This window comes from Streptomyces manipurensis (assembly GCF_049570255.1).
Taxonomy (GTDB): Bacteria; Actinomycetota; Actinomycetes; order Streptomycetales; family Streptomycetaceae; genus Streptomyces; species Streptomyces manipurensis.
Window position 1 is genome coordinate 7,509,973 of sequence record NZ_CP186950.1, and the last position, 22,689, is coordinate 7,532,661.

18 protein-coding genes are annotated in these 22,689 nt (G+C 73.4%); 8 read left to right on the forward strand and 10 right to left on the reverse strand.

Annotated features, from left to right (window positions below; translation table 11 throughout):
• The first annotated feature begins 1 nt into the window (after position 1).
• On the forward strand, positions 2–2,167 hold the full coding sequence (locus ACPU2J_RS34245; RefSeq protein ID WP_420078171.1) for a bifunctional serine/threonine-protein kinase/ABC transporter substrate-binding protein: 2,166 nt from the start codon (positions 2–4) through the stop codon (positions 2,165–2,167).
• A 44-nt stretch (positions 2,168–2,211) separates the two neighbouring features.
• Here ACPU2J_RS34245 and ACPU2J_RS34250 read toward each other — a convergent pair whose 3' ends face one another.
• Positions 2,212–2,832, reverse strand: coding sequence for an L-threonylcarbamoyladenylate synthase (locus ACPU2J_RS34250; protein WP_361595833.1), 621 nt, complete (start codon positions 2,830–2,832; stop codon positions 2,212–2,214).
• A gap of 233 nt (positions 2,833–3,065) precedes the next feature.
• Between ACPU2J_RS34250 and ACPU2J_RS34255 the strand changes: the two genes are divergently transcribed.
• The 4 genes from ACPU2J_RS34255 (at position 3,066) to ACPU2J_RS34270 (ending at position 8,085) form a co-directional block, all read left to right on the forward strand.
• A complete protein-coding gene (locus ACPU2J_RS34255) occupies positions 3,066–5,153 on the forward strand; it encodes a SpoIIE family protein phosphatase (protein WP_420078170.1) in 2,088 nt (695 codons plus the stop codon).
• A 109-nt stretch (positions 5,154–5,262) separates the two neighbouring features.
• Positions 5,263–6,477, forward strand: coding sequence for a serine hydrolase domain-containing protein (locus ACPU2J_RS34260; protein WP_423835040.1), 1,215 nt, complete (start codon positions 5,263–5,265; stop codon positions 6,475–6,477).
• A gap of 108 nt (positions 6,478–6,585) precedes the next feature.
• Positions 6,586–7,131 carry a GNAT family N-acetyltransferase gene (locus ACPU2J_RS34265; protein ID WP_365075111.1) on the forward strand — a complete coding sequence of 182 codons (546 nt, stop codon included), beginning with the start codon at positions 6,586–6,588 and terminating at the stop codon, positions 7,129–7,131.
• Positions 7,132–7,200: 69 nt separating this feature from the next.
• Positions 7,201–8,085: an aminoglycoside phosphotransferase family protein gene (locus ACPU2J_RS34270; RefSeq protein WP_423835041.1), complete on the forward strand. Its 885-nt coding sequence runs from the start codon at positions 7,201–7,203 to the stop codon at positions 8,083–8,085.
• Positions 8,086–8,155: 70 nt separating this feature from the next.
• Here the strand turns inward: ACPU2J_RS34270 and ACPU2J_RS34275 are convergent, their stop codons facing one another.
• The 3 genes from ACPU2J_RS34275 to ACPU2J_RS34285 form a co-directional block, all read right to left on the reverse strand.
• Complete coding sequence (locus ACPU2J_RS34275) at positions 8,156–8,686, reverse strand: hypothetical protein (RefSeq protein ID WP_423834808.1); 531 nt, start codon at positions 8,684–8,686, stop codon at positions 8,156–8,158.
• A 196-nt stretch (positions 8,687–8,882) separates the two neighbouring features.
• Complete coding sequence (locus ACPU2J_RS34280) at positions 8,883–10,067, reverse strand: cytochrome P450 (protein ID WP_361595821.1); 1,185 nt, start codon at positions 10,065–10,067, stop codon at positions 8,883–8,885.
• Complete coding sequence (locus ACPU2J_RS34285) at positions 10,057–10,764, reverse strand: tRNA-dependent cyclodipeptide synthase (protein ID WP_361595818.1); 708 nt, start codon at positions 10,762–10,764, stop codon at positions 10,057–10,059. The genes ACPU2J_RS34280 and ACPU2J_RS34285 overlap by 11 nt, the downstream gene beginning before the upstream one ends.
• Positions 10,765–10,981: 217 nt before the next feature.
• Here ACPU2J_RS34285 and ACPU2J_RS34290 point away from each other — a divergent pair, with 217 nt between their 5' ends.
• Positions 10,982–12,028, forward strand: coding sequence for a TAXI family TRAP transporter solute-binding subunit (locus tag ACPU2J_RS34290; RefSeq protein WP_423834809.1), 1,047 nt, complete (start codon positions 10,982–10,984; stop codon positions 12,026–12,028).
• 58 nt (positions 12,029–12,086) lie between these two features.
• On the opposite strand, the gene ACPU2J_RS34295 is transcribed toward ACPU2J_RS34290, so the two are convergent.
• From ACPU2J_RS34295 to ACPU2J_RS34310, 4 genes are all read right to left on the reverse strand, one after another.
• Positions 12,087–16,418, reverse strand: coding sequence for an NACHT domain-containing protein (locus tag ACPU2J_RS34295; RefSeq protein WP_423834810.1), 4,332 nt, complete (start codon positions 16,416–16,418; stop codon positions 12,087–12,089).
• Positions 16,419–16,489: 71 nt separating this feature from the next.
• Positions 16,490–17,347, reverse strand: coding sequence for a hypothetical protein (locus ACPU2J_RS34300; protein WP_423834811.1), 858 nt, complete (start codon positions 17,345–17,347; stop codon positions 16,490–16,492).
• Positions 17,348–17,594: 247 nt separating this feature from the next.
• On the reverse strand, positions 17,595–17,774 hold the full coding sequence (locus ACPU2J_RS34305; protein WP_361595806.1) for a hypothetical protein: 180 nt from the start codon (positions 17,772–17,774) through the stop codon (positions 17,595–17,597).
• A gap of 36 nt (positions 17,775–17,810) precedes the next feature.
• Positions 17,811–18,194, reverse strand: coding sequence for a hypothetical protein (locus ACPU2J_RS34310; RefSeq protein WP_361595803.1), 384 nt, complete (start codon positions 18,192–18,194; stop codon positions 17,811–17,813).
• A gap of 232 nt (positions 18,195–18,426) precedes the next feature.
• On the opposite strand from ACPU2J_RS34310, the gene ACPU2J_RS34315 reads away from it, so the two are divergent.
• Positions 18,427–19,632, forward strand: a complete 1,206-nt coding sequence (locus tag ACPU2J_RS34315) for a serine hydrolase domain-containing protein (RefSeq protein ID WP_423834812.1) — start codon at positions 18,427–18,429, stop codon at positions 19,630–19,632.
• Between the two features lie 143 nt (positions 19,633–19,775).
• Positions 19,776–20,876 carry a glycosyl hydrolase gene (locus tag ACPU2J_RS34320; protein ID WP_423834813.1) on the forward strand — a complete coding sequence of 367 codons (1,101 nt, stop codon included), beginning with the start codon at positions 19,776–19,778 and terminating at the stop codon, positions 20,874–20,876.
• Here the strand turns inward: ACPU2J_RS34320 and ACPU2J_RS34325 are convergent.
• Positions 20,818–21,309, reverse strand: coding sequence for a hypothetical protein (locus tag ACPU2J_RS34325; RefSeq protein WP_423834814.1), 492 nt, complete (start codon positions 21,307–21,309; stop codon positions 20,818–20,820). The genes ACPU2J_RS34320 and ACPU2J_RS34325 overlap by 59 nt on opposite strands.
• Before the next feature lie 22 nt (positions 21,310–21,331).
• Positions 21,332–22,678 carry a HAMP domain-containing sensor histidine kinase gene (locus ACPU2J_RS34330; protein WP_423834815.1) on the reverse strand — a complete coding sequence of 449 codons (1,347 nt, stop codon included), beginning with the start codon at positions 22,676–22,678 and terminating at the stop codon, positions 21,332–21,334.
• Positions 22,679–22,689 lie beyond the last annotated feature (11 nt).

Below are 22,689 nucleotides of genomic sequence, written 5' to 3' on the forward strand. Positions count from 1 at the left end.
GATGCGCCCCCTCCACCCCACCGATCCGGCCGCGATCGGCGGGCACCGGCTGCTGGGCCGCCTGGGATCGGGCGGCATGGGCACCGTCTACCTGGGCCGTTCCCCCGAAGGCGTCCTGGTCGCCGTCAAGGTGATCCGGGCCGACCACGGCGGCGACCCGGCCTTCCGGGCCCGGTTCCGCCGCGAGGCCCGGGCCGCCGCCGGGCTGTCCGGGCGCTGGATCGTCCCCGTGGTCGCCGCCGACCCCGAGGCCCGCGAGCCGTGGCTGGCCACACCCTTCGTCCCCGGCCCGTCGCTCGCCGAGGCCGTCGCCGGGTACGGGCCGCTGCCCGTACGGACCGTACGGATCCTGGGGACCCGGCTGGCCGAAGCCCTGGCCGAGGTGCACGCCGCCGGACTGGTCCACCGGGACGTGAAACCGGGCAACGTCCTGCTCGCCCCGGACGGCCCCCGCCTGATCGACTTCGGGATCGCCCGGGCGGCGGGCGCGACCGCGCTCACCGCCGCCGACGCCGTCGTCGGAACCCCCGGCTACCTCGCGCCCGAACTCGCCCGCGCCGGCGGACCGGCCGCGGGTCCGCCCGGCGACGTGTTCTCCCTCGGCTGCGTCCTGGTGTACGCGGCGGCCGGCGCCCACCCCTTCGGCGGGGGACACGCGGCCGCGGTGGTCTTCCGTACCGTCCACGAACCACCCGCACTCGACGGCGTGCCGGGCGAACTCCTCGAAGCGGTCGGGGCCTGTCTGGAGAAGGACCCGGCCGCCCGCCCCACCCTCGACGGACTCACCGCGCTGCTCCGCGCCGGCGGCGGGGGCGACCCGCACACCGCCGGGGACTGGCTGCCGCCCCCGCTGCCCCGGATCATCGCCGAGCGCTCGACCCGGGCCCTGGACCTCCCGGCCCCCGAGCCCACCCGCATCGACGCGCCACCGGTCCCGGGCGGCCCCGCACCCGGCCCGTTCACCCGCCGCCGGCTGCTCGCGGCGGGCGCGGCCGTGCTCGCGGCCGGGGCACCCGTCGCCTGGTTCACCCGGGGCGGCCGCGGCGGCTCCGCCGCGCCGCAGGCCGGCGGCGCGCGCGACCGGGCCGTCCACACCCTCGCCCTGCAGGCCGACCTCACCGGGCCCGGCCGGGCCACCGGGCAGGCCCACGAACGCGGCATGCGGCTGGCGGTGGACCGGCACAACGCCCGCGCGGACGCCCCGTTCCGGCTCGCCCTGCGCGTCGCCGACGACGGCGGTGACCCGGCGCGCGCCGCACAGGTGGTCAAGGAGCTCGCCGCCGACCCGGCCGTGCTCGCCCTCACCGGCCCCACCTGGGACGCGGCCGTGCCCGTGCTCGCCGAGGCCTGCGTGACGGCCGATCTGGCACTGCTGCTGGTCTCGGTGAACAGCGACCTGAACTCCCAGACGCGCTGGCGCACCACCTGCGCGACCCGCCCCACCGACGAGGGGCTCGGCATGGGCGTCCTCCACTACCTGTCCCGGGTGCACCCCTCGCGCCGCACGGCGGTCGTGGAGGACGCCTCGGACGGCTCGCCCGCCTGGCTGGTCACCCGGGTCCTCCAGCAGAGCCCCCCGGCACAGGGCTCGGTCACCGTCCACCGCATCCCGCAGGGCGGCTCCGACCACGCGGGAGCCGTCCGCGCGCTGACGGAGGCCGGAGCCGAGGCCGTCGTCTACACCGGCACCTCGCCCCAGGGCGCGGCACGCCTGGCCCGCGCCCTCGCGGACGCCGGTTTCCGGGGTCCCCGGATGGCCGTCCAGCACGCCATGGAGCCGGCCTTCGTCACCGCCGCGGGCGCGGCGGCGGAGGGCTGGGTGTTCAGCACCCTGTTCACCGACCCGACGGGGGTGCCGGCCGCCGCGGACTTCGTCGCGGACCACCGCACCGCGTACGGCGGACCGCCCGCCCGCTGGGCCACCGAGGCCCACGACGCCGTCGGGCTGCTCGCGGCCGCCCTCACCGCCCTGGAGGGCGGGACCCGCGACCGTGCGGGCCTGTCCCGCCGGGTCTTCCGCACGACCCACCGGGGACTGGCCAAGGAGGTCTCCTTCGACCCGGGTACCCGCGCCCTCACCGCGGACGGCCTCGGCCACCTCTACCGGGCCGAAGCGGGCGCCTTCCGCTACCTGGGGCGGTACACGGACGTGCGCGCCGACCCGTGACCGGGGCGTGGGGGCAGGGACGGCCCGGCCCCCACCCGTACGGGCTACTCGAACCGGGAGGTGTCCCCGGCGCCCCGGCGCACGATCTCGGCCTCGCCGCTCGAGAAGTCGATGACCGTGGTCGGCTCGGTGCCGCAGTCACCGGAGTCCAGGACGGCGTCCACCTCGTGGTCGAGCCGTTCCTTGATCTCCCAGCCCTGCGTCAGCGGCTCGTCCTCGTCCGGGAGCAGCAGGGTGCTGGACAGCAGGGGCTCGCCGAGCTCGGCGAGCAGCGCCTGCGTGACCACGTGGTCGGGGATGCGGACCCCGACCGTCTTCTTCTTCGGGTGCAGCAGCTGGCGCGGCACCTCCGAGGTCGCGGGCAGGATGAAGGTGTAACTGCCGGGCGTGGCCGCCTTGATGGCCCGGAACACGTTGTTGTCGATCTGTACGAACTGGCCCAGCTGCGCGAAGTTCTGGCAGACCAGGGTGAAGTGGTGACGGTCGTCGAGGTTGCGGATCGACCGGATCCGCCCGATCCCCTCGCGGTTGCCCAGCTGGCACCCCAGCGCGAAGCAGGAGTCCGTCGGGTACGCCACGAGCTTTCCGGAGCGGATCAGGCCGACCACGTTGTCGATGGTGCGCCGCTGAGGGTTCTCGGGGTGCACGTCGAAGTATTTCGCCATCCGCCGAGCCTACGCGCTCGGGGCGCGGCCCCGGGCCGGACCGCGGCCCCGGCACCCCCGGCATGGCCGGCACGGTCGTCCCCGGCCCGCTCGGGACGCTCTCCGGGCCGTTCCGGGGGACGATGAGAGGGAGCCGTGCGTCCCGGACGCCCCGGAACGACCGCCACGGAGCGTCCCGGGTCGGGCGTACGCCGGGCCGACGGCGGCGACGGTGCCGGAAGGGAGCATCGCCGATGAGCACGATCGACGGTTCGTGGGCCGCGGGCAGGAGACCGGCCGAGGCCGGGCTCTCCCCGCCGAGCGGACTCCTCGACGTCCTGAACGTGGCCGCGGTGGTCCTCGACGGCCAGGGACGGGTCGCCCTCTGGAGCCCGCAGGCCGAGCAGCTCTTCGGCTGGACGGCGGAGGAGGCGCTCGGCGAGCCCGCCGCCCGCCTGATGGCCTCCAAGGAGCACGTGGGCCTGGTCACGGACCTGTTCGCGCGGGTCATGGGAGGCGCGGGGGACTGGGCGGGCGCCTTCCCGGTGCGGCACAAGGACGGCAGCAACCGCCTGGTGGAGTTCCGCAACATGCGGCTCCTCGACGAGCGCGGCGACCTCTACGCCCTCGGCATCGCCACCGACCGTACGACGCTGCGGCAGCTGGAGCGGGACCTGGCGCTCTCCGCCCGCCTGGTGGCACAGTCGCCGATCGGGCTCGCCGTGCTCGACACGGAGCTGCGCTACGTCCTGGTCAACCCGACCCTGGAGCGGATCAACGGCCTGCCCGCCGCCGAGCACATCGGCCGCGGAGTCCGCGAGGCCCTGTCCTTCCTCGACGACGCGGAGGCGGCCGAGTCGGCCATGCGGCAAGTCCTCGCGACCGGCACCCCGTTGCTGGAGCAGTTCACCGCCGGCCGCACCCACGGCGGCCACGGGGCCGAGCACGCCTGGTCGGTGTCGTACTACCGGCTGGAGGACGCCACCGGCCGGGTCCTGGGCCTGGCCACCTCCGTGGTCGACGTCACGCAGAGTCACCAGGCGGCCCTGGAGATCGCCCGCAGCCGCCGGCGCCTCGCCCTCATCGCGGACGCCACCGTGCGCATCGGCACCACCCTCGACCTGGACCAGACCGCCCGGGAGCTCGCCGACGTGGTCGTGCCCGAACTCGCCGACATCGCGGCCGTCGACATCCTCGACTCGGTCCTCGAAGGCCGCCCCACCCTGCGCTCGTCGGCCCACGAGCCGGCGGTCTTCCGCGCCCTGGCGGTCGCCGCCGCCTACCCCAGCGAGGCCGTACGGGCCGCGGACCCGCCCGGGGACATCGCCCGCTACGCGGCGGACCGGCTGGTCACCCAGTGCGCCACCACCGGCCATCCCGTCCTCGTCGCCCACGTGCAGGCGCGCGACATCTCACGGATCGCCCGCGACAGCGCCGCCGCCACCCTGCTGACCCGCGCGGGACTGCGCTCCTACCTCGCCGTGCCGCTCATCGCCCGCGGAGAGGTCCTCGGCGCCCTGGACCTCAAACGCACCCGCAACCCGCTGCCGTTCAACGACGACGACATCGTGCTGGCGGGGGAGCTGGCCGCCCGCGCCGCCGTGTGCATCGACAACGCGCGCTGGTACCGCAACGCGCACCACACCGCGCTCGCCCTCCAGCACCACCTGCTGCCCCACCACCCGCCCCACACCCCCGGTCTGGAGGTAGCCTCCCGCTACCGGCCCGCCGCGGCGAGCAGCGAGATCGGCGGCGACTGGTTCGACGCCATCGCCGGACCGGACGACACCACCGTCCTCGTCATCGGCGACGTCATGGGCAGCGGCATCAACGCCGCCGCCAGCATGGGGCAGTTGCGCACCGCCACCCGTACCCTCGCCGAACTCGCCCTCGACCCGCCCCAGGTGCTCCGGCAACTGGACCGCACCACCGCGGCCCTGGAAGAGACCATCGCGACCTGCGTGTACGTCGTCCACGACCCGCACCGCGCGCAGTGCCGCATCGCCGTCGCCGGGCACCTGCCGCCCGTCCTGATCCGCGCCGGCCACCGGCCCCGGCTGCTCGACCTGCCCACCGGCGCGCCGCTGGGCGTGGGCGGCATCCCCTTCGAGGCCACCACCGTCGCCATGGAGCCCGGCGACGAACTCGTCCTCTACACCGACGGCCTGGTCGAGACCCGGGACCAGCCGATCGACGAACGGCTCGAACTCCTGCTGCGGCTGCTGACCGACACCGGGCGCCCCCTGGAGGAGACCTGCGACCGGCTCCTGGACTCGCTGCGCCGCGCCGACGACCACGACGACGTCGCCCTGGTCATCGCCCGCGCCACCCCGCTGGCCTGACGGCCGCCGGGCCCTCGCCGCGCGACCCCGCCGGTGCGGGCCTAGGCTGTTCTGGACTGCTCCGGCCCCGTCCCGGTCCCCGTACGGCAGGAGGCACGCGGTGAAAGCGATGCACACAGGGGCGCGGGGGGCCCTCGCGGCCGCCCTCGCCACAGGCCTGCTCCTCCTCCCCGCCGCCACCGCCCCCGCGCACGGGTCGGCCGCACCGTACGCCGCCGCGCCGACCCCGACTCCGCCCCAGGGGGCGGGCGAGGACTTCCCCGAGCTCACGCCCGCCGTGGCGGCCCGTCTCGACGCCGCGATCCGGCAGGTCCAGCGCGAGACCGGAGTACCGGGCGTGACGGTGGGCCTGTGGACCCCCGGCAAGGGCAGCTACCTGAAGTCCTTCGGGGTGGCCGACAAGGCGACCGGTGCGCCCATGGCCCCCGGGCTCGGCATGCGCATCGGCAGCGAGACCAAGACCTTCACCGTCACCGCGCTGCTGAAGCTGGTGGACGCGGGGAAGGTCGGCCTCGACGACCCCGTCGGGAAGTACGTCAGCGGCGTACCGAACGGCGACCGCATCACCCTGCGGCAGCTCGCCGGGATGCGCAGCGGCCTGTTCAACTACAGCGAGGACGCCGACTTCGACAAGGCCTTCGAGGCGGCACCGCGACGGCCCTTCACCCCGCGGGAGTTGCTCGGCTACTCCTTCAAGCACCCGGTGAACTTCGCCCCCGGCGCGGAGTTCGAGTACTCCAACACCAACCTGATCCTGCTGGGACTGGTCATCGAGAAGGTCACCGGGCGGCCCCTGCACGAGGTCGTCCAGCGCGAGGTCCTCGACCCGGCCGGGCTGCGCCGCACGGCCTTCCCCACCAACGCGGACATGCCCGACCCGCACGCGCAGGGCTACACGAACCAGACGGCCTCGGGCCGGATCGTGGACTCGACCGACTGGAACCCGTCCTGGGCCTGGGCGGCCGGTGCGATGACCTCCGACGTGCAGGACCTGCGCCGCTGGGCGCCGATCCTGGCCGAGGGCACGCTGTTGACCCCCGCGACGCAGGCCGAGCGGCTGAAGACCACCTCCATGAACATCCCCGGTGACGGCTACGGGCTGGGCATCTTCGACGTCCAGGGGTGGCTCGGCCACAACGGCTCGATCCCGGGCTACGAGTCGCTGACCGTCTACCTGCCGCAGACGCGCACCACGATGGTCATCCTCCTCAACACGGACGTGGAGACGGACGGCCAGGAGCCGAGCACCCTCTTCGGCGAGGCGGTCACGGGCATCGTCACCCCCGGCCACGTCTTCCCGGGGCACAAGCCCCACAGCGGCTGAGCGGGAGCCGGCGACGTCTCCGGACCGGCCCCGGCCGGCTCCGGGCCGTCCGCGTGCCGTTCGCGGGCCGTCCGCGAGTCGGATGATCCTACTGTTAGGGTCCCGGGTATGCCCGAGCTCCTCAGCCCTACCCCTGACCTGCACCGTTCCTGGACGGCGGCGCGGCGGGAATGGGGACCCGACGCCCATCTGGACGGAGCCGGTCCCGGCTACGAGGACGACGTGGAGTCCCCCGAGGGCTTCGCCGCCTGGACGGAGAAGCTCCGCGGGTACGCGGACCGCTCCCGGCCGGTCGGACACGGCAGCGTCCACGCGACCCACTGGTGGATCGCCGAGGGCGGCACCTACCTCGGCGCCATCGACCTGCGGCACTACCTCAACGGCTTCCTGCTCGACGCCGGCGGCCACATCGGCTACGGCATCCGGCCCTCGGCCCGCCGCCGAGGGCTGGCCACCTGGGCCCTGTCGGAAGTCCTGCACGAGGCGCGGATCCTGGGCATGGACCGCGTGCTGCTGACCTGCGACCCGGACAACGAGCCGTCCGTGCGCACCATCGAGCGGTGCGGCGGCGTCCTGGAGGACGTCCGCGACACCCTCGTCGGGCCCAAGCGGCGCTACTGGATCGACCTGGGCGCCTCCGGCCCCCGCCGCTGAGCCGGCGCGGAAACCCTTTGACGGGCGGCGTACCGTACGGTCGGATGGCGCCTCGTGAGCACAGCGCAGATGCACCCCGGTGAACATCCCCTCGGCGAAGACCTCGTACTCCGGCTGATCGCCGGCCGGTTCCCCCGCTGGGCCGGGCTGCCGGTCCGGCGGTACCCGTCGGGCGGCACGGTCAACGGCATGTACCGGCTGGGCGAGGACAAGGTCGTACGGCTCCCCCTGGTCGAGGACGGCGCGCAGGACGTGCCGCGGGAGGGGGAGTGGCTGCCGCGGCTCGCACCGCTGCTGCCGGTGGCCGTGCCCGAGGTCCTCGGCACCGGCGGGCCGGCCGAGGGGTACCCGTGGCAGTGGTCGGTCCTGAGGTGGCTGCCGGGGGAGAACCCGGAGCCCGGTGCGCTCCGCGACCCGGTGGGGCTCGCCGGGGACCTGGGCCGGTTCGTGAGCGCCGTGCGCGGCCTCACCCTGCCGGGGGGCCCGCGCGCGCACCGGGGCGGGCCGCTCTCCCTGCTCGACGCGGCGACCCGGTCCGCGATCGACGCGCTGCGCCGCATCCCCGACGAGGGCGTCGACTGCGACGCCGCGACCGCCCTGTGGGAGGAGGCCCTGAACGCCCCGGAGTGGTCCGGGCCGCCGGTGTGGCTGCACGCCGACCTGACGCCGGGCAACCTCCTCGTGGAGGGGGGCCGGCTGACCTCCGTCATCGACTTCGGGTGCGCCGGGACGGGAGACCCGGCCTGCGACCTCTTCCCGGCGTGGAACCTGCTGCCTCCCGGTGCCCGCGAGGTCTTCCGCGAGACGCTCGGCGCGGACGACGCCACCTGGACCCGCGGCCGCGGGCGGACCCTCTCGCAGGCGCTGATCGCCCTGCCCTACTACCGCCGTACGAACCCGGTGATGGCGCGGGGCGCCCGCCATGTGATCCGCGAGGTGCTGGCGGAGCGCTGACCCCGGCCGGGCCCGTACGACGGGCCCGGCCGGGAGGCCGTGGCGGGACCGCAGTGCGCGGCGCTCCCCGTCAGGAGGAGGCGGAGGCGGTGCAGGCCGCGCTGCCCCCGCAGAAGGTGACGTCCCAGTGGTTGCCCTCGCGCGCGTACACGTTGCCGGCGGCGGAACGCCAGCGCGCGGCCCCGTCCCCGCGGTCGGCGATGCGCGTGAAGCTCCGGGTGATGTAGCCGCTCACGCAGCTCGTCGGGCTGAAGTCGACCTTGTAGCCGTTCCAGTGGCTGTACGTGCCGGAGGCGTGCCCCGTCTCGGTCCCGCCGGTGATGGTCAGGGAGCAGGCACTGGCCCGCCGCAGGGTGGTCACGTCGCTGATGGTGGCCGCGTTGACCTGCTCCAGGGAGGTGCACGTCGGGTTGTTGCGGTTGCTGCAGCCCCCGCTGGAGGACAGGCCGATCCCGCCGGTCGCGTTCAGCCGGCTCACCGCCTCCGCGTGGCCGAGTTTGGCCGGCGCGGCCTGGGCCGTGCCGGGTACGAGCAGCGCCACGAGGGCGGCGGTGGTTCCCACGAGACCGGTGACGGCGGTGGCGCGGAATCTGCTGGACATGCGTCCTCCCCTGGTCGGATCGGTGTGCGGTGCCGGCGGTGCGGCGCCGGGAGGCGCCCCGTCACAGCCTGCCCCCGCGTCCCGCCGCCCCTCCGGTCCGAACCGGCCAATTCCGGGTACGGCACCCGACGGCGGCGGTCCCGGCCGGATTCCCCCCGGCCGGGACCGCCGCCGCGTACGGGCGCGCGGCTCCCGGTTACCAGAACACCGGCAGGCGCTCCGGCAGCCGCTTCATGAAGCGGGTGCGCCACACGAGCTGGTCGACCGGCACGGCCAGCTGGAGGTTCGGCATCTTCTCCAGCAGCACCTCGATGGCGATCTCGGTGTGCCGCTTGCCGAGGGCGGTGGCGGGGCAGTAGTGCGGGCCCCCGCCGAAGGACAGGTGCGTACCGGCGTTCGCGCGGTCGATGTCCACCACGTGCGGGTCGGAGTAGACCGCCGGGTCGGTGTTCGCGGCCTCGACCAGGACGAGCATCAGCTCGCCCTTCTTGACCTCCACGTCACCGAGGGTGACGTCCTCCAGGGCGAGCCGGGGCAGGCCGTCGGCGATCGACAGGTTGATGCGCAGCAGCTCGTCCACGGCCGAGGGGATCTTCTCGGGCGCCTTGCGCAGCTGCTCCCACACGTCGGGGTTCTGCAGGAGGGAGACGATCGCCATCGTCAGGAACCCCATGGTGGAGATGACGCCCGCCCCGAACAGCGTCACGCCGACGGTCGCGAGCATCTCGTCCGTCAGGTGGGCGTACTCCGGGTCCTCGCGCAGGGCGGCCAGCTCCGCCATCAGGCCGGTGGTGGCCGGGTCGTCCAGGCGCTCGACCATGTAGGCCATGTCCCTGTCCCAGTTGAGCTTGGCGCCCGTGACGGGGCAGGCCGAGTTCATGAACGCGATGTCGAGGCTGGCGGCCAGGCGCGGGGCGTCCGACTCCGGTATGCCGAGGATGCGGCAGTGCAGGTTCTCCGCGTACGGGTTGGTGAACTGGCCCCGCAGGTCCACGGGCGCGCCGTGGCTCAGCAGCCCGTCGACCAGGGACTCGGCCTGCTCGCGCATCCAGCCGGTCAGGTTGCCCGTCTTCGGGTTGATCGCCTTCAGCACCGCCTTGCGCAGGCCGGCGCCGGTGATGTTCCCCATGTTGTTGACGACCTCGGGCGGGATCGTCAGCGCGTACTGGCGCGGCACGCCCGGAGCGGAGGTGTCCTTCAGGCTGAACCGCGGATCCTCGAGGACCTGCTTGCACAGTTCATAGGAGGACACGAGCCAGGCTTCGTCGCCGGCGATCGTGCGGACCCGCTTGACCGGCTCGCCGCGCAACTCCTCGACCTCGGCGGGCAGCTGGTCACCCCGGGCCGAGAACGGGAAGTGCAGAAGGGTGTCAGTGGTCATCGGAGGCTCCTTCGGCGGGGGTGATGATGGCGTGTCCCTGGTTGCGCGAGGCGCGCAGACCCGAGCCACGGGAGTAGAGCAGTTCCGCCATGGGCAGGAGCTGGTGGTAGCAGTTGAGGGAGGACGGCACGCCCAGGATGGCGGGCGTGTCCAGGAACAGCGGGGCTTCGGCGCAGACGTACTCGAGGCAGACCTCGCGCTGGCGGGTCGTGGCCGCCTTGCCGCCCAGCACCTTGGACGAAAGGAACGCGTCGACCAGGGAGTTGCAGGTCTCGCGGAACTCCGGATCGATGTCGAGCAGGTTGTTCAGGTGGTTGTGGAGCGTGCGGTACGCCGGAATGTCGGTGAGGGACGACATCGGGCGGGCACGGAGGCGGACGCCGGTGGGGTCGGCTTCGGCGGCGGCGTTGTTGACCTTGGCGCGGACACCGCGCAGGTTCTTCACCGCCTTGCGTCGGGCTTCGTCCTCGCCGTATCCGAGGGCCTCGTACATCTCCGCGACGTGCAGGTCGGTGTAAATGAGGTCGACCTGCTCGAAGTTGCGCATCCCCCAGTGGGCGAGGTCGATGACGCGCTGGGCGGAGAAGTAGCTGTTCCCCGGCGAAATGCCGATGACGGCGTGATCACCTTCTGTGGTGATCACCTGGCAGTGCGGGGTGTACGGCCGGACTGTGAAGACTTCGGTTGCTGTCGTCAACAGGGGTCGGGTCCTTTGCGCCGCAAGTCCCCGTGGGCCCTGTGCCCCGGGTGTGGCGGCGACGGAATGGAAGGTACAGCAACAGTGAGCGACGTTCCATGTCTTCTGGGTAGTAACTCATCTGACGGACAGACCAGTTGACCAGGGCATCCTTCCGCGCCGCGACGGCGGGCCGCGACGGGCCGGGGCGGGTGCGCGGGCGGCCGGACGGCAGGTCATGATGGGGCCCGCGCGCAGCGCGCCCGGCCCCCACCCGCCGCCCCTGGAGACCGACGTGGCCCCCGCCCCCCGTACCGGCCGCCCGTACGGCACCCCGCGGCGCGCCCTCCTCGGCGCCGGGCTCGGCCTCCTGGCGGGCGCGGCGGCGGGCTGCGCGGGCCGACCCGGACCATGGCCGGGGCTGCGGCTCGCCACGGGCCCGGAGGGAGGCCCGTACAACGCGTTCGGCCGGGCCCTCGCCACGGCCGCGGCCCGCAGCGGCGTGCCCGCGCCGATCCTCCCCGTGGCCACCGCGGCCAGTGTGGACAACCTGCGGGAGCTGGACCGGGGTTCGGTGGAACTCGCGCTGGCCATGGCCGACACCGCGGAGGATGCCGTCCGGGGCCGCGAGGACTTCTCCCGGCCCGTGGCCGTCACCGCGCTGGCCCGCGTCTACGTCAACCACACCCACCTCGTCGTCGCCGCAGGCGGGCCGGTGCGGACCATGGGAGACCTGGCCGGCCGGCCCGTGGCGACGGGAGCCGAGGGATCGGGCGTGCGCGTGGTCGCCCGGCGGGTCCTGCGCGCCGCCGGGCTCACCACCGGACCGGCAGCCGTCCGCGAACGCCCGCTGGGGCTCGGCGAGTCCGTGACGGCGCTGCGCTCGGGAACGGTCGACGCCCTCTTCTGGTCCGGCGGCGTACCCACGCCCGCCCTGGCCGCACTGGCCCGGGAGACCCCCGTACGCCTCCTGCCGCTCGACGGCTGGGTGGATGCCCTGCGCGAGCACCACGCACCCGTGTACTCCGCGGTCACCCTGCCCGCCGGCGCCTACGGCCAGACCGAGCCGGTCGGCACCATCGGCGTCGGCAACTACCTCCTCGCGCGCGCCGACGTCGCCGCGCCCGCCGTCCGCGACCTGCTCGGGGCGATCTTCGGCCAGTGGCGCGACCTGCTGCGCGACGTGACCGCCGGAGCCCGCCTGGAACCCCGCTTCGCGATCTCCACGGGCAGCGTCCCCCTGCACCCGGGAGCCACGGAGTACTACCGCTCGGTGTACGGCTAGGGGGCGCAGCAGAGCCGTCCGCCCGGAGGAGGGGCCCGGTGTCGTGCGGCGGCCGCCGCTACTGGTTGGATACCTCCCCCGGCAGGCGCAGGCACAGCGGCCCGGAGGGAGTCTGCAATGCGATGAGGTCCGGGGAGGCCAAAGCCCATGCGGAGACCGGCACGCCGATCCGGATCCGGGACGGTGAAGGACCTTCCGCATCGTTCAGCAGGGCGAGGCTCTCGTCGGAGCAGAGGGCGAGAACGGCAGGCATTCCGTGGGACATCAGGGGAAGCAGACGGACGGCGTGGTTGTGGTCCGGTACCTGCCACCGCCCGAGTTGCTCGTGTGTGGCGACATCGTGGACGACCACGGATCCGTCGATGCCTGCCCAGGCCACGACGAGTTGCCCGTCCCAGTCCCCGATGGCCATGACCAACTCACCCTGGGGGTTCTGTACCACCGTCGACGTCGGGGTCACCACTCCGACCGGCGTCACGGAGGGCAGTTCGTGAACATGGACCGGACTCTTGGGGCGGTGGCACAGGGCGGTGAACGTACGGTCGCCGACCCGGGCCGTCCTGAGGGTGGGAGCTCGCCCTGCGCGCGGCAACGTCAACATCCACCTTCTTCCCAGAATCTCTCCGCTGGACAGGTCCCAGAGGACGAGCCGATTGCCCGTATAGGCGACGAGGAGTTGTTCGTGCTCACGGGTTCTTGCGACGGCGAGGCCGGCTTTCGCCGTGATGCTGATCGATCCCAGGTTCGCTCCAGGTGCCTGAGGGAGAGCGAAACGGACCTTCCTGGCGTTGCCATTTTCCTCCGCAAGGCATGCGACGGCAGGAAACCCCTGATCCGCGCTGGGCACGAATCCTTCGATCGGTGCCGAGAACGGCCAGGGAGTGATCGGTTGCCCGGAGTCCGGTTCCACCGCGATCCACTCCGGCCCCCGGCGGGCCAGCAGCATCGGTCTGTTTCCCACCCTGGCGAGCGTCATGTCGGAACCGGTCTTCGCGGAATGGGTGAGGAGGGGAACCACGGTTTCCTGTTCAGCGTTCACGGCGACGGTCCATGCCTTGAGTGTTCCGCCTCCGGCGGCTGTGGTGGTGATCACCATCAGTTCGCCATGCCCCAAGGCGACCGGCAGAATCGGCTGTGCCCGATCGCCCGTCTCCACATGGGCGACGACACGGCCCGCTTCCGCGTCGCCCCGGGCGATCACGATGCCCCCGTCGACGGACCCCACCACCAGCGGAATACCGTCGTTCACCAGTACCCCGGCTGTCCCCTTTCTCAGCCCGGACCCGACGCCGTCCCCGGCCGGAACGGAAATCTCGGTCAGCCATTCGGCACGGTTCACGCTCCCGCGCGGGTCGCTCGTCGTCAACCGGACTTTGCCCTCGTGCACCATCAGGTGCTCGACGCGCTCTCCCTGGTAGGCAGACTCCTGGATTGCGATGGTGCTCCAGCCGGCCGAGTCGATCGTGTGACGGGTGAGCGTGCGGCCGTGGACCGTCTGCAAGGTGGGGAGATAGGTCGGCTCCGTGCGGCCGTTGTCAGGACTGGGCAGGATCGTGGGCAGCCCCGGCTCAGTCCTACTCCACGAAGTCGCCGCTGCCACGACGAGTCGCCCGGAGTGCGTGCCGCAGGCGACGGCGTGGGGGGTGAGCGCCCCCTGAAGGTCGAGCGAGACCTTCACCAGAGGCAGCCCCGAGCCCGAATCGACCACGTGCACCATCCCGTCTTCCAAGAAGACGGCGAGTGGGCGGCCGTCGACCAGGAACAGACAGGCCTTGGCGTCTCTCTGGATCGGGTACGCGGGGCCGACCGGGTGGCGCTCACGGACGTCCCAGACGGAAGCGACGGACGGAGTGCGTACAAGGAGGTAGGCGCGCTCGCCGTCGTCGACCGCGGTCATGTCGACCACGGGACGCCCGCCCTGGTCGTGCGTCGGCAGGCCCTCCAGCTCTTCGCCCGTGCCAAGGTCCCACAGGCGAATGCGGTGTGGCGACTCCAACGTCGCGATCACCGGGCGACCGTCCAGGCGGAATGCCGCCGCCGAATCGACCCGGCCGTCGAACCATCCCAGCGCGCGGTAGGGAGCGGCGTCCTGGAGGTGTTCCCACACCAGGCCGAACGGCAGGTCCGGGAAGCGCTCCCGCACGGACGCGAGGAGCTGTCCCGCGCCCGTCTGGGCTGCCGCCAGGCTCAACTGTGCAGCCCTGGCTGCGAAGTCCGGTTCCCACCTGAGGTAGGGCGTGCAGCGCAGCCATGCATCGCCGGCCGCTGCCGCCTCGCGCAGGTTGGCGTCGTTCCGTATCTGCGGCAGCGCGGTGCTGAGTGCGCGACTGAGTGTGGTGCTGTCGACGTTCAGCAGGAATCCGGCATCCGTGATGACCTCGTGCAGCAGGTCGTGTTCGGCCAGGTGGGTGGCCACATGGGTGAGCACGTAGGGGTCGGCGCCCGACCAGTCAGGGGTACCCGTTGCCGCGTCCACGGGAACGCTGCCGAGCAGGCAGCGGGACACCTCGCGCCCGGTGTCCGGAGGGAAGGCCGACCTGAGCTCTTCGGCGTAGGCCTCGTGGTAGAGGCGATAGACCGACCGGCCCCGCGAGTCCAGCTGCTCCACCAGGTACGGAGCTGCCTCCCGCAGGATCCAGCGCAGGTCCTCTTCGGTGAGGGCGCCCTCCGTCAGGGTCCGGGCGATCGTCAGCCACGCCGTCCCGGGAACCAGGCCGGCGCCCTCCGTGAAGGCCAGGGCGGCGAGGAGCGCTCGGCCGTCGGACTCATGGGCCCCGAGGTGCTTGCCCAGGGACCACCCGAAAACGGCGGCGGCGGTGCCGGTGGCTCCGGCGGAGGGGAGCTGCCCCTGCCAGTCTGGCACCGTCACGTCCAGGGCCCGGTCCTGCTGGGCGAGCGCGCGGGCCAGGAGTCGGGCCACCAGGTACACACCACCGGCCCTGCGCGCGACCTCCCGGGCCACGGCGGTCAGGGCGGAGCCATCGGCCTGGTACGGACCGTGGCTTGCCGGCCCGTCCGGTGCGAGCAGGAGCTTGCGGGCGTAGCCCTCGATGTCCTCCGCTCCCGTCCACTGGGGATCGTCCAGGTCGAGCTGGTCGAAGGCGGGACCGAGCGCGGCCACGACGTGCCGCCGCGTCCCGACGAGCAGGCGTACGCTCGCCAGGTCGGTCATCGGCCGCAGCAGGGCGGTGGCGATCCTGGCCGGCTCCGTACCCCCCACCGGGCCCGCCTCGTCGAGCGCGTCGATGACCACGAAGAGCGGGTCGGACCGTTCCTGCAGCGCGGACAGCAGGTCGGCGGGGTCGGCCGTCTCCAGTCCGAGGGCATCCGCGATGCCGGATACGACTTCCTCCAGCCGCAGACTCCTCGCGTGGATGGTGACGTCCGCCGCGCGACGCGGCAGCGGAACGTCGGTGGCCACGTCGGGCAGAGTGGCCCGCTGTTCGTCGTCGGCGAGCAGGACGAGTCGCCCCAGCAGCGAGGACTTGCCGACCCCCGGGCCGCCGGTGACGACCAGATGCGCGGGCGGGGCCGTGCCCGTGGCGTTCAGCCAGTCGACCAAGCGGGCGAGTGCGACGGCCCGACCGGTGAAGTAGGAACCCTGGCCGCCCGCGTCGACCCCTCGGCCCCGTGGGCCGAAGTGGGCCATCAGTTCAGCACGGCGGCGGCGGCCTTCAGGGCTCAGCCAGGTCCTCTGCTCGGCGAGGTCCATGCCGGGCTCGTCCTGGGCCGGAAGGTCCGGGATGTACCGGGGGTTGGGGAAGAAGGCGACTCCCTCCCCGTACGGAGTCCCGTAGACGGCGTGCTGGCTGCCGCCCAGCAGGGTGTTGATGCGTCCGACGAGTTCGGGCAGGTACAGGCGGGTCTGCCGGTTGCCCGCGAGCAACAGGTCGTCGATGGCCGTGGCGAAGGCCTTGGCGAAGGCGCCGTCGGTCGCCGGCTCACAGGCGCGGGCCGCCACGATCACGGACAGTTCGGAGATGTCGACGGGATCCGCCTGCCGACTGCCGTTGATCTTGGCCTGGATGCGCTCCACATGTTCGCGCACCAGGTCGGCTCCGCCCTGGCCGGCGGAGCAGGTGTCGATGATCAGGAGCAGTCGCCTGACACCGTTCTCGGCGGTGATCCCGATGAGATCGTCGGTGGCCAGCGCCGTTGCGGTCAGCTTGCCGGTACGGCTGTCGGTGAAGAGCAGGTAGTGCCGATTGTGGTCGAAGTCGCCGTGGCCGGTGTAGTAGATGACGAGGGCGTGGTCGGTGCGGTCCGTCTGCCCCGTCCACTCCATGAGCTCGTTCCGGAAGCCCTGGGTGGTCAGGTCGGTCGGGAGGACGGAGACCAGGTAGCCGAGTCGGGACAGCGATTTCTCGAGGGTGGCGATGTCGTCGGGCACGGCGTCGAGAGGGTCCTGGGACTCGTACTGCGCGGTTCCCGAGAGCAGGGCGGTTCTGATGGTTCCGTCGGTCATGTCGTCAGTCCGGCGGCGATGGCCGCTCCCGTCTCCTTCGCGGTCAGATGGTGCTCAATGGCATGCGCCTCCCACCCGTTGTGTACGGGGATGTCGTCGATGCGATGCGGACCGTTGCCGAAGAGCGGCGCGAGTTCCTTGACCAGCGCCACGACGTCGTAGGCGTCGCACAGGTTGGTCCAGGAGTTCACCCCGGCGGGCCAGGCTCCCGTTCCCTTTTCCGGCCGGGGGCGTAACCGGTCGAAGACGAGGTTGGGGATCCCGAGCGGTGATCCGATGGTCACGAAAGTGGTGACGGGCCACTCGGGGTGTGCGCAGAGCGCCTCGTAGGCCACGACGGAACCCAGTGAATGTCCCACGATCACCCTGGTGTCGCTGGTGACGGTCTCCGCGACCCAGCGTTGCACCTCCTCACGGAGGTCCGGCTCGGTCAGATAGCGCCGGACCTGCGCCAGGACCCCCATCATGAACCGGTCGGGATTGCGAGCGGTGAAGCGGGACCGGCTCAACGCGAGAAAGGCCCGCTGCACGAACCGCGGTACCGCTGCCTTGGTGGTCTCGGACGGGTCCGGGGGTGGCGGAATGCGGTCCGGTTCGTTCCTCGCCGCCTGCGCCCACATCGCCTGGAGCAGTTGAGCCTCGAAGGGATCAGCCGGGGGCGACTGGCTGGTTCCCTTCGTTCCGGGCTTTCTGAACAGATGACCGTAGAACGCCACCTCGACCTCGTCGACGGCCAGTGACGGTCCCTCTGCCAGACGGACCCCGTCGACGACCGCAGGGGCTATGGAACCCTGCAAGGTCTGTGGTCCGAGGAACTGTTTGGCAATGCCATGCACAACGACGACCGCCGCCATGGACTCCTCCTTCGGGGTGAGCCCCGAGAGCGCCGGCCAGCAGGGCCGGCCGGCGCTCTCGGGGCTTCGGCCGGCCCACGACGGACAGCGGCCCTTCCGTGAGCACGGACAGGTTCCTATCAGACGGAGGAGGCCCGGGGAGTGGAGCTCGTGAAAACCGATACGCTGCCGCTCCCCGTCACTTCGCATGCTGCGGCGCCGCAGTGCCGACGGATTCCGAAAGCCGGGCGGTCGCACGGGGCGAGTGCTACGGGTTTCGGGTCGGGTCCGACTCGGGGGTGACGACGAGGAAGGAGTCCGTCGCCAGGTCCATCACGACGGTCGCCGTCTCGCCCCGCTCCCGGCACCGTGCCGCGTACTCCTCCGCCGGCCAACTCCCGTGCGGGTCACCGGCGGGGAAAGAGACGAGTACCTTCTTCGTGCGCATCGCTGCCACCTCCCGAGTGACGGACCGTGCCGGCCTTCAACGCCCCGCGCCGCGGACCGACGCGCGCCTGCTGCGCCGGGCCAGCACCGCGGCCGTCAGCACGCCGGCGGCCGTCATCACCGCGGTGCGGTGCGTACGCGCCGTGCGGACGACCCGGCCCGCGCCCGCCCGCAGGGGGCTGCGGTCGGTGCCCCGCAGGAGCCGGCGGGGGTGGGCGGCCCCGTCCCGCATCGCGGCCGTGAGCCGGGCCACGCCGTCCTTGTCGCGGGCGCTGCCCTGGGCCTTCGCCGCGGCGTGCGCCGCCCGGGAGGCCAGTGCCCCGACCGTCCGGCCCAGGCCCTTGCGGGCACCGGTCACGTGCCGGCGGAGCTCCTCCACGCCGGGTGCGGACGGGCTGCGGTGCGGCTTCATCATCGTCATCGGGGATCCCTTCCCTCGTGTCCTCGGTGCGTGCCGGCCGGTGCCCGACCGCGGTGTGCTGCGCGCTTACCCGCTGACGGGCCGTACAAGCGGCCGAGTTGACGGAACCCGCCGGGCCGGCTCGCGTTCGACCCCGTACGGGAGTGCGCTCAACCCCGGGCGGGCGCACCGCGTCCTCCGCGGCGAGGGGCGGCGCACCGGACCGACCCACGACCGCCGGGGGATCACGACCATGACGCACCGGACCGCACGCGGCGCACTCGCACTCTCGCTCACCGCGGCGCTGCTGGCCGGAGGAGGGCTCCTGGCCCCGGCCGCGCACGCGACGGCGCCGCCGGGCCGCAAGGGGAGCGAGGCGACCCGGACGGCGCTGCGCGATCTCGTCGGGAAGGGCGGACTCCCCGGGGTGGCAGCCACGGTCCGCGACCGCAACGGCAGCTGGTCCGCCGCCTACGGGCACGCCGACACCGCCACGGGGCGGGGCCGCTCCACGGACGAGCACTTCCGCGGAGCGAGCATCACCAAGACGTTCGTCGCGACCGTCCTGCTCCAGCTGGAGGCCGAAGGACGCCTCGACCTGGACGACACCGTCGAACGGTGGCTGCCCGGACTGGTCCGCGGCAACGGCTACGACGGGAACCGGATCACCCTGCGCCAACTGCTCGACCACACCAGCGGGATCGCCAACCACACCGACGACCCGGAGTTCATCCACGACGCCGCGGGACCCGGCTTCCCCGAGCACCGCTTCGACTCCCACACCCCGGAGGAACTCGTCGCGATCGCGCTGACGTACCCGCCGGGCAAGGACCCGCTGCGCGCACCGAAGTACTCCAACAGCAACTTCACGATCGCCGGGATGGTCATCGAGAAGGTCACCGGCCGCTCCTACGCCCAGGAGATCAGGCGCCGCATCGTCGTCCCGCTGGGACTCCGGGGGACCTCGTTCCCCGGCTCGTCCCCGAAGATGCCCGCCCCGCACCCCGTCGGCTACTCCCGGCTCCACCAGAAGGCACCGGACGCCGAGATCCACGACGCCACCGAGCAGAACATGACCTGGCTGGGCGCGGGCGGGGACGTCATCACCACCCTCGACGACCTCGACCGTTTCCAGGGCGCCCTGCTCGGCGGCCGGTTGCTGCCGCCCGCGCAGAGGGCGGAACTCCTGCGCGAGGTCCCCGCCGAGGACGGCATCGGCTTCGGCCTCGGCGTGGAGTTCGCCGTCCTGTCCTGCGGGGTGAGGATCGTGGGCAAGACCGGGCGGACGAACGGCTCCCTGTCCGGCATGGCCTCCACGACGGACGGCAGGCACCGGCTGACCTTCAACATCAACGGGGACTGGCTGCAGGACGGCGCGCTCTACGTGAACGTCGTCGAGGCGGAGTTCTGCGGCGCGCCCGCCGGCCGCCCGGCGCAGGGGACCCGACCGGGCCCGTAGACGTCACCCGGTCGGGCCAACGGCAGCCGGGCCGCTCCCGCGAACGGCCCAGTGCCGGGCCTCCCGGCACACCGCGCCCCCGGCGGGATGTCCTAACGTCGCTGCCGGACACGTCGGTCCGTCGCGGAGCGAGTGGAGGCGTCATGGCCCAGCGGTACCGCCCGTCGGCGGGTGCGTGGACGGCCGCGGTGGCCGTCGGCGCCGTCCTCGTCGGCTGCCTCCTCGCCACGCCCCCTCCCCGGGCGGGCTCGGGCGGCCCCGCCGGTGCCGCCGGGACCGGTGCCGCCGGGACCGACGTAGCCCTGGGCGCCTACCTCCACTACGGCTCACCCGGCGTCGAGCGGATGGAGGCCCTCTCGCGCTGGCTCGGCGGTACGGAGCTGCGCGCGGGCCACACCTACCTGCCCGGGGACACCTGGGAGAACATCGAAGGAGCCCCCGACTCCCTGCGGACCTGGGCGCGCTGGCGCACGGAGCGTCGGGACCGGATGTTCGTCCTCAACGTGCCCATGCTGGAACACAACGAGGCCCGCGTCCCGGACCCGCAGGTCGCCGCCCTGCTCCGGGCCGGCGCCGCGGGGGAGTACGACCACCACTTCCGGCGGCTGGGCGAACGGCTGGTGGCCCTCGGGGTACCGGACACGGTGGTCGTGCTCGGCTGGGAGATGAACGGCTTCGACTACACGCACCGGTGCGCTCCCGACCCGGAGAGCTGGAAGCGCTACTGGCGGCGCGTCGTGGCCGCCATGCGGTCGGTGCAGGGGCAGCGCTTCCGCTTCGACTTCGCACCCAACCGCGGTGGCGACGCGGTCGCGTGGACCACGTGCTACCCCGGGGACGACGTGGTCGACGTCGTGGGCATGGACTCCTACGACCAGCCGCCGGGCCACACCTTCGACGAGCAGGTGGAGCAGCCGTACGGGCTCCGGCAGCAGGTCGACTTCGCGAAGGCGCACGGCAAGCGGATCTCCTACCCCGAATGGGGGCTGTTCCGCAACGGCGACAACGCGGAGTACGTGCGGCGCATGCTGGCCTGGATCGCCGAGCACAGGCCGCTCTACCACAGCATCACGGACTACTGCCCGCACGGGGTGTGGCAGTGTGCGGAGAACCCGCGCTCGGCACAGGTGTTCCGCGAGCTCCTCGGCCGGGCCGGCCCCGCCCGTCCTGCCCGTCCTACCCGTCCTACCCGTCCTGCCGGTCCTGCCGGTCCTGCCGGTCCGGCAGGGGGTCCTCGTCGGTGAGGAAGTGGACGTCGTGGAGGCCGGCCGGCTCCAGCGGGCCGAGCCCGAGCAGGCCGCAGTCGTCCCGGACCTCCCGCCAGAACTCCGCCTCGGTCGGCGCCGTCCCGAGGACCGCCCAGGGCGCGCCGTGGCGCGTGTCCGCCCGCCACACCCGCAGGGGCCGGTCACCGGGGCCGTGGAGCTCCTCCCCGACGGGAGGCTCCTGCATCTCTGCGACCAGGGCGGGCGTGTGCCGGTGCGGGCACGCGGCCCGCAACCGGGACCCCTCCCACGCGGCGCGGAGCCGGTCCGCGGTGGCGTCGGCGGCGCGGTCCGCGTCGTCCAGCGCCGTCTGCACGGCGTTCGGCGCAGCGGGCCGGACGACCCGTACGAGCAGCTCGTGCCCGCAGGGCGCGTAACGGAACAGTCTGAAGATCGTGATCGGAGCAGCCACGTCCGCCATTGTGCCGCGCCGCTCATGCGGTCGGCAGGGCGAGCTCCACGGACAGCCCGTGCGGCCGGTTCGCCCCGACGGCCAGACGGCCGCCGCTGATCCGGGCGATCTCGTCGGCGATGGCCAGGCCCAGTCCGCTTCCGGGCACGTTCTGGTGTCCGGGGGAGCGGGCGAAGCGCCGCAGCAGCAGGCCGAGCTGGTCCGCCGGGACCCCCGGACCGTCGTCGTCCACCCGTACGGTCACCGTGCCGTCCGGCCCGGACGCGGCCCGCACCTCGACCCGGCTCCCGCGCGGCACGAACTTGACGGCGTTGTCCAGTACGGCGTCCAGGACCCGCCCCGCCGCGTCCGGGAGGGCGCGCGCCCGCAGGCCGTCCGGGACGGCGGCCACGGCGAGCTCCACACCCGCCGCCCCGAAGACCGGCGTCCACGCCGCCACCCGGTCCCGTACGCACCGGGACACGTCCTGCTCGACGGGTTCCGTCGCGCCGGCCTCCACCCGCGCCAGCGCCAGCAGGCCGTCGAGCAGCTCTTCCAGGCGCTCCGCCTCGTCCAGGGCGCGGGCGTGCTCGGCGAGACCGGGCGCGCCCGCGATGTGCGGCTCGACGTTCTCCAGCTGGAGCACCAGGGTGGCCAGGGGATTGCGCAACTGGTGGGAGGCGTCCGCGACGAAGTCGCGCTGGCGGCCGATGGAATCGGCCACGGCATCGGCCATCGCGTTGAAGTGCCTGTGCAGCCGCCGCAGTTCGGGCGGCCCGCTGCCGGAGCCGGCCCGGGCCAGCAGGCTCCCGGCCGCCAGCCGCTCCACGGCCCGGTCCAGGTCGAGCACGGGACGCAGCAGCCAGCGCGCGATCCCCGCCGCCACCAGGGCCGCCGCCGCGAACGCGGCCAGGGCCCCGGCGGCGATCCACGTCCAGCGCACGGCCACGTCCCGGCGGGCGGCGGTGGTGGGCACCGTCAGCAGGACCGCCCCGCTCACCCGCTCGTCCCGGCCCACGGGCTCGGCCACGACGACGCTCCCGGGCCCCCACGGCAGCAGGGTCGGCAACCGGTCGGTGGAGCGCCCGGTCAGGGCCCGGCGCCGCGCCTCCGCGGCCCCGGCGGCGGTTTGCGCACCGGCCCGCGCCAGGGTCGCCCCGGCCGTGTCCACGACCACCACGCCCGCGCCGTACAGGTCGGCGTACCGGTCGATCTCCGCGGCCAGCTCCGCGCGGTCGGCCGGGGTACGCAGGCGCTCCGCGAGATCGGCGAACCGTACGGCCTCCGACCGCCGCTGGAGCAGCAGGTGCTCGGTGCGCCCGCGGGCGTACCCGTCGGCCAGCGGGACGCAGAGCAGCAGCGCGGCGACCCCCATGAGTACCGTCAGCACGGCGAGGAGCC

Coding starts and splice junctions, on each gene's coding strand:
- ACPU2J_RS34245 (WP_420078171.1), top strand. CDS start 2: ATGCGCCCCCTCCACCCCACCGATCCGGCCGCGATCGGCGGGCACCGG.
- ACPU2J_RS34250 (WP_361595833.1), bottom strand. CDS start 2,832: ATGGCGAAATACTTCGACGTGCACCCCGAGAACCCTCAGCGGCGCACC.
- ACPU2J_RS34255 (WP_420078170.1), top strand. CDS start 3,066: ATGAGCACGATCGACGGTTCGTGGGCCGCGGGCAGGAGACCGGCCGAG.
- ACPU2J_RS34260 (WP_423835040.1), top strand. CDS start 5,263: ATGCACACAGGGGCGCGGGGGGCCCTCGCGGCCGCCCTCGCCACAGGC.
- ACPU2J_RS34265 (WP_365075111.1), top strand. CDS start 6,586: ATGCCCGAGCTCCTCAGCCCTACCCCTGACCTGCACCGTTCCTGGACG.
- ACPU2J_RS34270 (WP_423835041.1), top strand. CDS start 7,201: ATGCACCCCGGTGAACATCCCCTCGGCGAAGACCTCGTACTCCGGCTG.
- ACPU2J_RS34275 (WP_423834808.1), bottom strand. CDS start 8,686: ATGTCCAGCAGATTCCGCGCCACCGCCGTCACCGGTCTCGTGGGAACC.
- ACPU2J_RS34280 (WP_361595821.1), bottom strand. CDS start 10,067: ATGACCACTGACACCCTTCTGCACTTCCCGTTCTCGGCCCGGGGTGAC.
- ACPU2J_RS34290 (WP_423834809.1), top strand. CDS start 10,982: ATGATGGGGCCCGCGCGCAGCGCGCCCGGCCCCCACCCGCCGCCCCTG.
- ACPU2J_RS34300 (WP_423834811.1), bottom strand. CDS start 17,347: ATGGCGGCGGTCGTCGTTGTGCATGGCATTGCCAAACAGTTCCTCGGA.
- ACPU2J_RS34305 (WP_361595806.1), bottom strand. CDS start 17,774: ATGCGCACGAAGAAGGTACTCGTCTCTTTCCCCGCCGGTGACCCGCAC.
- ACPU2J_RS34310 (WP_361595803.1), bottom strand. CDS start 18,194: ATGACGATGATGAAGCCGCACCGCAGCCCGTCCGCACCCGGCGTGGAG.
- ACPU2J_RS34315 (WP_423834812.1), top strand. CDS start 18,427: ATGACGCACCGGACCGCACGCGGCGCACTCGCACTCTCGCTCACCGCG.
- ACPU2J_RS34320 (WP_423834813.1), top strand. CDS start 19,776: ATGGCCCAGCGGTACCGCCCGTCGGCGGGTGCGTGGACGGCCGCGGTG.